General features: G+C 68.6%; 11 protein-coding genes and 1 tRNA gene. 6 read left to right on the top strand and 6 right to left on the bottom strand.

The genetic code is table 11. From position 1 onward, the window contains the following. Positions 1-82: 82 nt before the first annotated feature. A complete protein-coding gene (locus tag OC534_RS19015) occupies positions 83-907 on the top strand; it encodes a helix-turn-helix transcriptional regulator (protein ID WP_136003235.1) in 825 nt (274 codons plus the stop codon). Positions 908-920: 13 nt separating this feature from the next. Here the strand turns inward: OC534_RS19015 and OC534_RS19010 are convergent, their stop codons facing one another. Then, on the bottom strand, positions 921-1,322 hold the full coding sequence (locus OC534_RS19010) for a hypothetical protein (RefSeq protein WP_136003236.1): 402 nt from the start codon (positions 1,320-1,322) through the stop codon (positions 921-923). Between the two features lie 228 nt (positions 1,323-1,550). Between OC534_RS19010 and OC534_RS19005 the strand changes: the two genes are divergently transcribed. Continuing rightward, the gene (locus OC534_RS19005; protein ID WP_262072396.1) at positions 1,551-2,357 is read left to right on the top strand and encodes a hypothetical protein; all 807 of its coding nucleotides are present in this window, start codon (positions 1,551-1,553) and stop codon (positions 2,355-2,357) included. A gap of 121 nt (positions 2,358-2,478) precedes the next feature. Beyond that, the gene (locus OC534_RS19000) at positions 2,479-2,646 is read left to right on the top strand and encodes a hypothetical protein (RefSeq protein WP_017355238.1); all 168 of its coding nucleotides are present in this window, start codon (positions 2,479-2,481) and stop codon (positions 2,644-2,646) included. 72 nt (positions 2,647-2,718) lie between these two features. Here the strand turns inward: OC534_RS19000 and OC534_RS18995 are convergent. After that, positions 2,719-2,794: transfer RNA gene (locus OC534_RS18995), tRNA-Ala, on the bottom strand. A gap of 383 nt (positions 2,795-3,177) precedes the next feature. Here OC534_RS18995 and OC534_RS18990 point away from each other — a divergent pair. Continuing rightward, positions 3,178-5,490, top strand: a complete 2,313-nt coding sequence (locus OC534_RS18990; RefSeq protein WP_313217102.1) for a TonB-dependent receptor — start codon at positions 3,178-3,180, stop codon at positions 5,488-5,490. Positions 5,491-5,634: 144 nt separating this feature from the next. Here OC534_RS18990 and OC534_RS18985 read toward each other — a convergent pair whose 3' ends face one another. Beyond that, on the bottom strand, positions 5,635-6,807 hold the full coding sequence (locus tag OC534_RS18985; RefSeq protein ID WP_262072395.1) for a serine hydrolase domain-containing protein: 1,173 nt from the start codon (positions 6,805-6,807) through the stop codon (positions 5,635-5,637). Positions 6,808-6,956: 149 nt separating this feature from the next. Beyond that, on the bottom strand, positions 6,957-8,036 hold the full coding sequence (gene rnd, locus OC534_RS18980) for a ribonuclease D (RefSeq protein ID WP_153165167.1): 1,080 nt from the start codon (positions 8,034-8,036) through the stop codon (positions 6,957-6,959). Positions 8,037-8,200: 164 nt separating this feature from the next. On the opposite strand from rnd, the gene OC534_RS18975 reads away from it, so the two are divergent. Continuing rightward, positions 8,201-10,024: a formylglycine-generating enzyme family protein gene (locus OC534_RS18975; RefSeq protein WP_153165231.1), complete on the top strand. Its 1,824-nt coding sequence runs from the start codon at positions 8,201-8,203 to the stop codon at positions 10,022-10,024. 59 nt (positions 10,025-10,083) lie between these two features. Beyond that, positions 10,084-10,980 carry a M48 family metallopeptidase gene (locus OC534_RS18970; protein WP_262072394.1) on the top strand — a complete coding sequence of 299 codons (897 nt, stop codon included), beginning with the start codon at positions 10,084-10,086 and terminating at the stop codon, positions 10,978-10,980. Positions 10,981-11,017: 37 nt separating this feature from the next. On the opposite strand, the gene xseA is transcribed toward OC534_RS18970, so the two are convergent. Together xseA and queG are read right to left on the bottom strand one after the other, a co-directional pair. Next, entirely contained in the window at positions 11,018-12,358 is a 1,341-nt protein-coding gene (gene xseA, locus OC534_RS18965; RefSeq protein WP_166473241.1) for an exodeoxyribonuclease VII large subunit, read from the bottom strand. Between the two features lie 55 nt (positions 12,359-12,413). Then, a partial coding sequence (queG, locus tag OC534_RS18960) for a tRNA epoxyqueuosine(34) reductase QueG (RefSeq protein ID WP_262072393.1) occupies positions 12,414-13,486 on the bottom strand: 1,073 nt, incomplete at its 5' end.

Raw genomic sequence — 13,486 nt, 5'->3', positions numbered from 1 at the left:
TGGTTGAGGGGGCGGGCGGCGGCAGCCCCATCCTCGGCGACATCGCGCCGGCTGTCTTTCGATAGAATGACGCATCATGTCGATGAAACGACTCTCACTGCCCGCCCGGTCGGCGCCGTGGCGCGACGTGGCGGTGCCGCCGCTGCGTCGGCTGGCCTGGCCGGTGGTGGCACGCAGCCAGCAGCTGGCCGCCGGGGAGCGCTTCCCCCCGCATGCGCACGGCTGGAACCAGCTCGTGTTCGCGACCGAAGGCGTGCTGCAGGTCACCGCCGCGCATGCGCGTTACGTGATCTCACCGCAGCAGGCGCTGTGGGTACCCACCTCGACGGTGCATCACACCGGTGCCTTGAGTACCGCCGCGTTCCGCAACCTGTATGTTGCCGATGACGCGGCCCCGGGCATGCCCGATCACTGTGTGGTAGTGGATGCGTCACCGCTGCTGCGCGAATTGATCGTCGAACTTGGCCGCACCGACCCCGCGCAAGACGCGGCCTGCTACAGCGCACTGTGCGCGGTGATCTGCACGCAGCTCCCACGCCAGACGCGCCACGTGCGGCACCTGCCCTGGCCGCAGGACGCGCGCCTGCAACGGTGGTGCCAGCGGTTGTACGACCATCCCGGTGATACGCGCGACCTGCCGGCTTGGGCGCTGCGGATGGGGATCTCCGCGCGCACGCTTGCGCGTCACTTCCAACGAGAGACCGGCATGAACGTGCGTGCATGGCGGGCGCGCCTGCGCCTGCTGCGCGCGATGGAGGGGCTGGTGCAGGGGCGCTCGCCGACCACCATCGCGCATGAACTCGGCTACGCGTCGGCATCGGCGTTCAATTACATGTTCCGGATCGAAACCGGCATGACCCCGCTGCAATGGCGCCGGGCGCGGCAGGGCACGGACGCGCCGGGCTAGCGACGCGCGTCGCTCAGGGCTGCACCGGACAGGCCAGGTTGACCAGCCGGTCGTTCTCAAAGCGCGCGCGGATCTCGCCGCCGCCGACTTTGTCGGCTGTCCACCAGGCGGTGGTGCCGGCGTCCCGCAACGGGTTGCCCAGTTCGAAGTACACGTGCCGGCGGCTGTCGCCGGGTTGCACGCGTCCGCAGTGCGTGATCGGCGATGCCATCTGGCCGCAATCGCCCTGCAGCAGGCACAGGCGGGTGTAGCACTGCCGCGCACCGGAAGACCAGTGGCCCTGCGCCAGCAGACAGCCCGGCTCGGTGGTCAGCACGGCCCAGCATGCCAGTCCGAACACGGTGGTGGCCGACATCAGCGCGAGCAGCAGGTAGCGGCGCAGGTGGCGGTGGAGATGGGGGGTGACGGGGGTCATGGCGCCATGATGCGCCACTGCAATGCTGTGGTGTTGCCGGATGTGTCGATGTCCGTCGCGCAAGACGCGCGGCGGGTGGCCAGCATGGCATCGACGGAATGCTGGTCCGCCGCATCCCCGCGCGGGGCGGCAGCGCCGGCGGTCGGGTGTTGGGGTGCTCGCATTGCTATGCCGCGCGCGCTGACCATGCGAAAATCCCGCGAATTACTCAAGGAGCGGGGGGAAAGCATGGGATTTGTGATGTTCATCGTGGCGCTGGGCCTGGGCGCAACGGCGTGGTACCTGATCGCCGGGAAAGTGCTGGCAGGCAAGTCCGTACCGGTCCGCCACGGCGCGGGCCTGGTCGCGGCGCTGGCGGCGTTCATGGCCGCGTTGATCGTGATGGCGATCGCTGGCCTGATCAAACCAATGGAACCTGTCGAGCTGACCCCGGCCCAGGCCGAGCAGGTCAAGGAGCGCCAGGCCGAACGGGCGCAGCAGGATGCCGAGCGTGACGCACGCAAGGCCGGCCGCGCGTTCGAGGCCTCCAAGGACAAGACGTTGAAGGAGATCGCCGAGACCGGTCCTGCCAAGGCGCGCACCTTCGCCGAAAGCTATGCGGCCATGAATGGCGTGGACGAGGCGTCGCGCGAGGCGTTCTACCTGTGCCTGGGCGACTACATCGGCAGCAAGGATGGCCAGCTCAAGGCAGGCGATGTGCTGGGCTGGTGCCTGAACGATTTCAAGCACGACCCCGCCAAGTTCGTGGCCGAGAAGTCACGCTACGATTACTTCAAGGTGCGCAGCCAGTTCAGCGCGTGGGACGGGTCCAGCTACAAGGTGGATGCGTTCATCAAATCCACGATGGAGAATCCGGATTCCTACAAGCACGTGAGCACGCGTCATCGCGTCAGGGTCGATCCCACCGAGACCTTCGTGCTGGTGGACACCACCTTCCGCGGTACCAATGCCTTCGGCGGCGTGGTGACCAACCAGGTGCGACTCAAGGTCGATCCTGCCACCGGCGACGTGCTGGACGTGCTTCACGCGCAGTAAGCCGGCGTGCGGCAACCGGCGTCGATCCGGTTGCCGCGCCTGCGGTGACATGCGCGTCACGGCCGAACCGCCACGCTGGTGCCATCGGGCCCTGCCGGGCCTGCCACCGTGAGCATCGACCATGAGCAGCACGCAGCAACCGCGAAAGGATGACCAGCAGGGCATCCAGGAAAGCCAGCAGGATCGCAAGCAGGACGAAACCGCCAAGCAGCGGCCGGGCCAGCACGATCAACAGGTGCACGACGCCAACACACGGCGCCCGACGCGGCAGGACCAGGCGCCGGAGTAATCCGCCGGCGGCATTGCGCAGGACGCAAAAAAAACCCCGGGAACCATGTTCCCGGGGTTTTCTGTTGAATAGTGGTGGAGCCAGGGAGGATCGAACTCCCGACCTCGTCATTGCGAACGACGCGCTCTCCCAGCTGAGCTATGGCCCCACGGATGGTGCGAACCGCATGGTACCGGCCGAGCCGGTGAACCACGCGACAGGCCTAGTGTAGCGCTGCCACGTCAGGGCTGCAAAGGGGGCCGGTCCTGGGCGGCACGGGCGTCTGCGGCCACGGTCCGACCTTCCGGACCGGGCGCGTGCCGGGCATAATCCGCGCCACGCATCCTGGCAGCAGCCAACCGATCAGGGTCGGGGATGGACGGCCGTCCCCCGCATCGCCCTGAAAACAACCTGCAACATCCGCGCAATATCGTGCCGCATCGCTGCGCAACCAGCGGTGCTGTCGTTGTTTTCCTGCGTGCGTCGCACGCCACCCAGTTCAGTACTGCCCGAGACCCCTGCATGCCTGTCAATCGCACCACCTCCGTGTCCCTGCGTCATTCTTCGCGCCGTGTTGCTGTAACCGGACCGCTGCCGCGCCGTCATGCCCTGGCGCTGGCCTGCGCCACCGCCTCGCTGCTTGGCCTGGCCGGCGCCGCCTCGGCCCAGGACGCGAGCCCGACCTCGCTCGACGCGATCACCGTGACCGCCGATCACCGCGAGCGCAATCTGCAGGAGGTGCCGGTGTCGGTCGGCGTGGTGCAGGGCGAGCGCATGCGCGACTACACCGCCGGTGGCGACGACACGCTGCTGGCGCTGTCGGGCAAGGTGCCGAGCTTCTATGCCGAAACCACCACCGGCCGCATCTTCCCGCGCTTCTACATCCGCGGCCTGGGCAACATCGATTTCTACCTGGGCGCCTCGCAGCCGGTGTCGATCATCCAGGACGACGTGGTGCTCGAGCACGTGGTGCTCAAGTCCAATCCGGTCTATGACGTGGACCAGGTCGAAGTGCTGCGCGGTCCGCAGGGCACGCTGTTCGGCCGCAACACCACCGCCGGCATCGTCAAGTTCGACAGCATCAAGCCGAGCCAGGACTACAGCGGTCGCGTGCAGGCCAGCTATGGCACTTACGGCAGTGTGGCGGTGGACGGCGGCTTCGGCGGTCCGATCAACGACATTGCCTCGTTCCGTGTCTCGGCGCTGTATCAGCACCGCGACGATTACGTGGACAACACCTACACCGGCCCGAGCGCCGATGGCACGGTCTCGCCGAAGAAGAATGCGATGGGCGGCTTCGACGACCGCAACGTGCGTGCGCAGCTGCTGCTGCAACCCAGCGATGCCTTCTCGCTGCTGGCCTCGGCGCATGCGCGCGATTACGACGGCACCTCCACCCTGTTCCTGCGCAGCGCGCTGACCAAGGGCTCCAACAAGACCGACGTGCCGCGCGACAAGGTCGCCTATGACGAAGCCGGCAACAACCCGCAGGCCTACAAGACCTACGGCGGCTCGATCAAGGCGGTCTACGATTTCGGCAACGTGTCGCTGACCTCGATCACCGCCTACGAAACCACTTCCGGCTACAGCCGTGGTGATACCGACGGCGGCGCGGCGGTGAACTATCCGGTCAACGGCGTGCCGAACGGCTACGGCCAGTCGATGGGCCAGATCCGCGATCTGGACCAGTGGACCCAGGAAATCCGCTTGGCCAACGGTGACGACAACCGCCTGAAGTGGCAGGTAGGCGCGTTCTACTTCGATGGCCGTGACACCACCGATTTCTACCAGCGCGCCTGGTTCCTGCAGGGCAATGCGCGCAATCCGAACAACTGGGTGCGCCTGCGCAACGTCAATACCTCGTGGGCCGGTTTCGGCCAGATCAGCTATGACGTCACCGACAGGTTCACGCTCACCGCCGGCCTGCGCCAGACCCGCGACGAGAAGCACACCCGCCTGCTGAAGACCGCCGATACCGCCGCCGGCGTGGTGACCTACAAGGGTCGCACCGACGTGGAGATGTCCGATACCACGCCGAGCTGGGATGTCAGCGCGATGTACGCGTTCAACCCGCAGCTGAGCGTGTATGCGCGCGTGGCGCGCGGCTTCCGTGGCCCGACCATCCAGGGCCGCTCGGCCGTGTTCAATGCCGACTTCACCACCGCGGACTCGGAAACCATCCTGTCCTGGGAAGCGGGCATCAAGAGCAGCCTGTGGGACAACCGCCTGCGCGTGAACGCCGCCGCGTTCACCTACGTGGTCAACGACATCCAGCTCAACGGCAACGACTCGGACGGCAACGGCGTGCTGTTCAACGCCGACAAGGCCAAGGCCTACGGCCTGGAAGCAGACATGGAACTGCGCCCGGTGCCGAACCTGAGCCTGAGCGCCGGCGTGAGCCTGCTGCACAGCGAGATCCAGGACGACCGCGTGTATGCGCAGGTGTGCGCCCTCAATGGTGCCGTGGTGTGTACGGTGAACGATCCGACCATCAAGGTCGGCGCGAACACCTTCGCCCAGATCAACGGCAACCCGCTGCCGAACGCGCCCAAGTACAACATCAACCTGGCCGCGCGTTATGACGTGCCGGTCAACGACAGCGATGTGTTCTTCGTGTCCACCGACTGGAACAGACAGGGTTACACCAGCTTCGTGCTGTACGACTCGGCCGAGTTCAACTCCAAGGGCAGCTTCGAAGGTGGCCTGAAGCTGGGCTACTCGGGCAACTATGGCGCCTGGGAAGTGGCGTTGTTCGCACGCAACATCACCAATGAGAAGAACCTCAAGGGTGTGATCGAAAACTACATGGCGGCGGTGTACAACGAACCGCGCACCGTGGGTGTTTCGCTCAACATGAACTGGTAACGGACGGGCATCGGCGCCGCGCAGCTGCGGTGCCGACGTCGCCTGTCGCACGCCTCGACAACGCCCTGCCCAAGCAGGGCGTTGTCGTTTCCGGTGTGCGTCGATCGCCGCCGCGTTGGGTCACGGACCGCGGCCCACGCCGTTCTACCTTGCGGCGGGCGCGGCCAGCGGCGGTGCCAGTTCGGCGAACAGGCCACCCAGTACGCCCATCGTGGCCTTGTCCGCGCCCATGTCTTCAGCCGCATTGGCGATGGCGATCACGGCATTGTTCTGGCCGGGGAACAGCACCACCCACGCCAGCCAGTTGCCATCCGAGCCGCCGTGCACGAGCACGGGCCCCTGGCGCCCGGCGATGGACGGCTGCACGCCCCAGTCCAGGCCCGATCCGCTACCCGGCTGCGCGGTCTGCATCAGTGCGTAGGACGCCGGGGTCAGCAGCGCACCCTTGCCCTGGCTGCCGGCAAGCTGGTCGATCGCGAACAGCGCCAGGTCCTGCAGGCGCATGTGCAGGTTGCCGGCGGCGGTGTAGATCGGCGGCACGCCGTCATCGGCCTTGCGCGGTGCGGTGGTCACCGGCTTGCCGGCGCGGTGGCCCAGCGGCTGATTGCCGCGCGTCGGGCCGAAGCCGGCGCCCGTCATGCCCAGCGGATCAAACACTTCGCGCTGCATCAGCGTTTCCACATCCTTGCCGGTGGCGTGCTCGGCAATTACCGCGGCAATCAGGAAGCCGCTGTTGCTGTAGGCGAACTCGGTGCCCGGCGCATGCACCGGCGCGTCGGCCAACGCAGCCTTGATATACGCCTCACGCTGCACCGGCAGCGGCCGGGCGTCGGTGAAGAAGGCATCCAGTGCGGCCGCATCGGTCAGGTTTTCCGGCAGGCCGGCGCGGTGCGACAGCAGCTGTACCAGAGTGACATTGCGGTACTCCGGGCGCATCTGCGCCGACAGTTCCGGCAGCATCGTCGACAACGGGGCATCCCACGTCAGCACGCCCTGTTCGACCAGGCGCGCGATCATCGCCACGGTGATCGGTTTGCCGGTGGAGCCGATCATCCACTGGTCGTCGCGGGTGGCTGCGGTCTTGGCGTCGCTGCGGCGCACACCGCTGACCGCCTGGTCGGCGACCTTGCCATCGCGGATCACCAGCACGCCCATCGCGGGGGTGGCGGTGCCCTGCATGGCGGTGGTGATGCGCGCATCAAGCGTGGCGGCAGCACCGGCGCTGCCGATCGCCAGGATCAGCCCCAGTGCCAGCAACGCGCGCAGGCCTCGCGTGCCACTGGGAACCACGGTCCATCGTGTCCGGATCGATTGCATGGGAATCCTTGCAGGGGTGGCGGTGAAGCCACTCTTGCACGCGCCTCGGCGTGTTCCCATATGTCTGCGGTCATGGCCGCGCGCCGTCTGTTCAGCCTGCAGCGTGGCAGTCTGCGTGGCCCATGCCGACACGCAGACGTGTAGAGGGGTCAGCCTGCCGGCAGCAGCGGAGCCAGCGCCGGTTCCAGCTGCGCCTGGCGCCAGCCGGCCAATGCAGCAGGCCACTGGCGGCTCTCCAGATAGCTTTCCAGATGCTTGCGCGAGGCCAGCACGCCGTCGGGCAGGCCCAGCTCGGCCGTGCGTGCGGCGACCGCATCCTGCAGGCGCTTGAGCGCCTGCTTGTTGGTGTCGTTGGCCGGCAGTGCCAACGGTGCCTCGGCCTCGTCATCCAACGGCGTGACCAGCGCCTGCCAGACCTGTGCGGCCAGCTTGCGCGGCGCCTTGGGGAAGCCCTCCATCAGGGCGCCGAGCGCATCGACATCGGCCGGCGGCGTGCGCGCGAGTACAGCGGCCAGTTCGTTGTCGAGAATCCAGCTGCGCGGCTTGTCGCTGACGCGTGCCTGCACATCGCGCCAGCGCAGCAGCCGCAGCAGGCGCATCTGCGCGGGCGTATCCATGAACTGCGCCGAGCGCATGGCCACATGCGGCCAGCGCTCTTCGTCGTGCTCGACGCTGGCGAGCAGGCGCTCGGCATCGTCCTGCAGCCACTGGCGACGATCGAGTTCGCCCAGCCGGGCGTCGATCGCGTCGTGCAGCGCGAACAGGTACTCCACGTCATCGGCGGCGTATTCCAGCTGCGCGTCGGAGAGCGGGCGCCGCATCCAGTCCGACCGGGTCTCGCCCTTGGCCAGGGTGACGCCGGTGATCGCGTTGACCAGCTTCTGGTAACCCATGCCGCCGCCGATGCCGGCCAGTGCCGCACCGATCTGGGTGTCGAACAGCGGCCGCGGCAGCACCCCGCAGGCCACTTTGAAGGTGACCAGATCTTCGCTGGCGCTGTGCATGATCTTGAGGATCGACGTGTCGGTCAGCCAGGGGGCCAGCGCTTCGGTCATGCCGGGGATCAGCGGATCGATCAGCAGGATGTCATCACCGACCGCCATCTGCACCAGGGCCAGTTGCGGCCAGTAAGTGCGCTCGCGGATGAATTCGGTATCCAGGCCGATGCGGGTGGGGCGCTGGCGGTAGCGCTCGTCCAGTTCCGCCGGGGTTTTGATCCAGTAAGCCACGTGGGGTTCCATCGACTGCAGGGTCTGCTCAGGGTGGGGAGGATAGCGCGATGCACCCCTGCACGGCCGCGCCAGTATGATGAGGCCCTGAACCATCAGGCGGCAGGGAACCGAATTTGCGATCGTCCGGCACATTGCCGTTGTTGCTGGCCCTGACGCTGGGGATGGCCAGCGGCTGCTCGCCCTCGACGCCGCCGGCTGCCACGCCGCCTGCGGCGGGAACCGGGCCGGCGCCTGCCGTGCGTGGACCGGTGGCGGCGCAGGTCACCATCGGGGGCGAGGACGCGGCCGAAACCGTGCAGCGCTGGGAGCCGCCGCCGGTCGTGATTGACGCGCAGGGCGTGGCCAAGGCGCATCGCGAGGCGACGCAGGCATTCGAGCAGGGGCGGCTGTACGCCACGTCCGCCGATGCGATTCCGATCTGGCTGGGCCTGTTGCAGCACAATCCCGGCGATCGCCAGGCGCAGGCCGGGCTGACGCGTGCGCGACACCGCCTGCTGGACGAGGCGACCGCCCTGCTGGCCCGGCCGCTGAAGCAGCGCGAGGCGCTGGCCGAGGCCGGTGACATGGCGCTGGTGCTGCTGACCCTGGCTCCGGAGGACCCCAAGGTGCGCCAGTTGCAGACGCGCGTTGAGAAGGCGCAGCGGGTGCTCGCCTACAACCGGGCCGGCGAGGATGACCTGCGTGCCGGGCGCATCGGTGAAGATGGCGATGGCGCGATTCCCAACTTCCGTGAGGCCCTGGCCCTGGACCCGGACAACGCGCGGGCACGCCAAGGGCTGGCGGCAGCGGAAAGCGCCTTGATCCGGCGCGCCGAGGACGCCGCGCGCGCCACCGATTTCAGCACCGCCGGCACCTGGCTGGCCGAAGCGGCCAAGGTGCGCGATTCGTCGATCACCATTGCCGACGCGTTTGAACGGATCGAGCGCATCCGCGCCGAGACGCTGGTCCGCCTGCGCGATGAAGGTCTGCGCGACCTGGCCACGCCGCAGGGGCTCAAGCCGGCGCGGCAGAAGCTGGAGGATGCGCTGCGGATCGCCCTGCCGGGCGACCCGGTGGTGGTGCAGTTGCGTGAGCGGATCGAACTGGTCACCCATTACGGCAGCTTCCGGCCGCGCCAGGTGTTCAGCGATGCGCTGCGTGACGGCGGGCGCGGCCCGCAGATGATCGTCGTGCCGCATGGCGGCTTCCAGATGGGCGCGGGCGACAGCGAGCCTGGCGCCACCGATGCCGAAAAGCCCTCCCACTATGTGCGGTTCGAGCGCGGCTTTGCCCTGTCGATCACCGAGGTGACGGTCGCCGACTTCCGCCGCTATGTGGAGGCGACCAAGGCGCGCCCGCGCGCGACCCGGCGCGGCCATTCGATCGTGTATGACGAGCGCAGCGGCAACTTCATGCGCCGCAGCGGCGTGGACTGGCAGTCGGACTACAGCGGCGCCCCGGCAATCGCCACCCTGCCGGTGATGCATGTGAGTGTGCGTGATGCCGAGCACTACGCCGCCTGGCTGTCCGAGCAGACCGGCCGTTCCTACCGGCTGCCGAGCGAAGCCGAGTTCGAGTACGTGCTGCGCGCGGGCAGCAGTGGTCGCTACCCCTGGGGCGACGCTGGCACGCCGCCGCCGCGCGCGGGCAACTTCACCGGTGGCAAGGACGTTTCGCCGTCCGGGCGCCGCTGGTACAACGCCTTTGTCGGCTATGGCGACGGATATTGGGGACCGGCGCCCGTGGCGACCTTCGAACCCAACGCCTGGGGCGTTCACGACATCGCTGGCAATCTCAGCGAGTGGGTTGCCGACTGCTGGCATGCCAGCTATCGGCGCGCGCCGTCCGACGGCGTGGCCTGGTTCAACCCGGGCTGCCGCCAGCGCGTGATCCGCGGCGGCAACTGGGCCAACGCGCCCGAGCAGACCCGCGCGGCCTGGCGGCAGTCGCAGGACTCGGACACCACCAGCGCCCGCATCGGCTTCCGGCTGGTGCGCGGCATCTGAGCGATCTAGGATGGGCGGGCGCGGGGCGGCGTGCCCCGGACCCACCAGGAACCACGAGCATGCGCAACGATCCATTTGGCGGTCAGCAGCAGGGCCGGGCCCGGCGACCGGGATTGTTCGGCAACATCCGCTGGTGGGTGCTGCTGGCGTTCGCCGGCTACGCCGCCTTCTACTGGTTCTCCAACCGTGCGGTGGACCCCTATACCGGGGAAAGCGTGCTGATCGACAGCTCGCTCGATGCCACTCAGGAGAAGGCGCTGGGGCTGCAGGCCTACCAGCAGATCCTGGCGCAGGAGCGTCCGGTCGATCCGAACCTGCAGGTGTCCCGCGATGTGCGTGCGATCGCCCAGCGCCTGATCAACAAGGTCGACGTGGTGGAAACCGCGCTTGCCGAGGAGCATGGGCTCAAGCCGGCGCATTTCTCCCGCGACTTCGAGTGGGAGGTGAACGTCATCCAGTCCGATCAGGCCAATGCGTTCTGCCTGCCGGGCGGCAAGATGGCGGTGTACACCGGATTGATCCCGATCGCGCGCACCACCGATGCGATGGCGGTGGTGATGGGGCACGAGATTGCCCACGCGCTGCTGCGTCACGGGGCACAGCGCATGGCCCAGCAGAAGCTGACCCAGATCGGACAGATGGCCGGCGCGGCCAGCGGCATGGACCCGCAGCAGCAACAGATGGTGATGTCGGCGATGGGCTACGGCTACCTGCTGCCGTATGCACGCAGCCACGAGACCCAGGCCGACGAAGTGGGCCTGATGCTGGCGGCCGCCGCCTGCTTCGACCCGCGCGAAGCGATTCCACTGTGGGAGCGGATGGGCCAGAGCAGCGGGCAGGCACCGCCGGAGTTCTCCTCCACCCATCCCAACCCCGGCACGCGCATCCAGAACCTGCAGGCGCTGATGCCCAAGGCGATGGAGTACCGCAAGCGCTTCTGCGAGAGCGCGGGCTGACCTGGCCACTGCCGGCACGCATCGCCGGCACGCTGCCTCAGCGGGCGGGGTCTTTCACCACGACCTGGATCGCCCCGTCCTGCACGCGCGCGGTGAGCGTGTCGCCGGGACGGACCTGCAGCGGGGACCGCACCAGGCTGCCATCGTCCTCGCGGGTCAGGATGGCGTAACCGCGTGCCACCGTGGCCAGCGGGCTGACCGCTTCCATTGAACGGGCGAGGGCACGCAGGCGCAGGCCATCACGTTGCAGGTGACGCGCGATGGCGCCATCGGCACGTGGCTGCAGACGCTGCAGCCGTTCCCGTAGTGCATCCAGGCGACGCTGCGGGTGACCGTTGCGCAGCACCGCCGCGGCATGGCGAAGCCGCGCCAGGCGGCGCTCATGCAACTGCTGCCACAGGGCGGCCAGGTGCCGCGCCGCGTCCTGCTGGCGCCGCCGCAGCAGCTGCAGGCGGGCCTGCGGGCTCTGCGCGTTGAGGCGCAGCAGGGCGCGGTCGGTGCGTTGCATGGCCTGGCCCAGCGCATGGCGTTGCAGTTGCGCCAGGCGCGCGTCCAGGCGGCGCAGGTGCAGCGCCAGGTCGCGCTGGTCGGGCACCAGCAGTTCGGCGGCGACGGAGGGGGTGGGCGCGCGCAGGTCGGCGGCGAAATCGGCCAGGCTGAAGTCGGTTTCGTGGCCGACCGCCGAGACCACCGGGGTGGTGCAGGCGGCGATGGCACGGGCCAGCTGCTCGTCGTTGAACGCCCACAGATCCTCCAGCGAGCCGCCACCGCGGGTGAGCAGGATCACGTCGTAGCGGCCGCTGGTGTCGGCGCCGCGCAGCAGCGCGGTGATCTGCGCGGCGGCACTGTCGCCCTGCACCAGGCTTGGCAGCAGGTCCACCTCCAGCAGCGGGAAGCGCCGTTCCAGCACGCTCAGCACGTCGCGTACGGCTGCGCCGGTGGGCGAGGTGATCACCGCCAGACGGCGCACGTGGGCGGGCAGGGCGCGCTTGCGCTCGGGCGCGAACAGGCCTTCGGCTTCCAGGCGCGCCTTGAGCTGTTCGTACGCGCGGCGCAGGGCGCCTTCGCCGGCTTCCTCCATGTGGTCCAGCACCAGCTGGTACTCGCCACGCGCTTCGTACAGGGTCAACCGGCCGCGGGCCAGCACGCGCATGCCTTCGCGCGGGATGAACTTCAGCCACTGGCTCTTCGGCTTGAACAGCGCGGCGCGGATCTGCGCGCGCGCATCCTTGAGCGTGACGTACATGTGGCCGGACGCCGGGCGGGTGACGCTGCCGAGTTCGGCTTCCACCCAGATCAGCGGGAAAGCGCCTTCCAGCAGGTCGCGGGCCAGGATGTTGAGCTGGCTGGGCGTGAGGATCTGCGCGCTGCGGTCCATGAGGGGATAGAACGGTACGAACGGGGGGGCATGGTCGCACGTTGGCGCGCGTGCTTCATCCCGCGGCGTCGCGCCCGGCGTGCTGCTGCAGCGCCCATTCCACGTGTTCACGCACGATGGCTGACGGATGCGCGCGACGCGCGTGCAGCGCGGCGAGGGTGTCGGCATGGGTGGGCGCGTTGCCGAGCGCCACGGCGATGTTGCGCAGCCAGCGCTCGTGGCCGCTGCGGCGGATGGGGCTGCCTTCGGTACGCCGCAGGAACTCGTCTTCCTCCCAGGCGAACAGCTGCGCCAGCGAGGCGGTGTCCAGATCGTTGCGGGCGCGGAAATCGGGCTCGTCGGTACGCCGGGCGAATTTGTTCCAGGGGCACACCAGCTGGCAGTCGTCGCACCCGTAGATGCGGTTGCCCATCAGCGGGCGCATCGGCTCGGGAATGGCACCCTCGTGCTCGATGGTCAGGTAGGAGATGCAGCGCCGCGCATCCAGGCGCTGCGGCGCGATGATCGCCTGGGTGGGACACACATCGATGCAGCGCGTGCAGGTGCCGCAGTGCGCAGTCGCGGGCGTGTCCACCGGCAGCGGCAGATCGACGTAGATCTCGCCGAGGAAGAACCACGAGCCGCCCTGGCGGTCGATCAGGCAGGTGTGCTTGCCGATCCAGCCCAGCCCGGCATTGCGCGCCAGCGCGCGCTCCAGCACCGGCGCCGAATCGACGAACACCCGGTAGCCGAACGGACCGATCTCGGCGGCGAGGGCATCGGCGAACTTCTGCAGCCGGTTGCGCATCAGCTTGTGGTAGTCGCGGCCCAGCGCGTAGCGCGCCACGTAGGCGCGGTCGCCATCGTGCAGGGTGTCCCAGGCCTGGGCATCGTCCTTGTGGCCATAGTCCATGCCCACCGAGATCACCCGCACGGTGCCGGGCAGCAGTTCGGCGGGGCGCGCGCGCAGCGTGCCGTGGCGGGCCATCCACTGCATGGTTCCGTACAGGCCTTTGCCGAGCCAGTCGGCGAGGTGCGCCTCATCCTCGCCCAGCTCGATGCCGGCCACCCCGCAGCGCTGGAATCCGTGCGCCCGCGCAAGGGCGCGCAGCCGGTGGGCGGCCAGGGCGGGGTCGAGCGGGACAGGGG

It is taken from the genome of Stenotrophomonas sp. Marseille-Q5258, from assembly GCF_946900935.1.
GTDB classification, from domain to species: Bacteria; Pseudomonadota; Gammaproteobacteria; order Xanthomonadales; family Xanthomonadaceae; genus Stenotrophomonas; species Stenotrophomonas nematodicola.
This window is presented reverse-complemented; position numbering and strand designations above follow the sequence as displayed.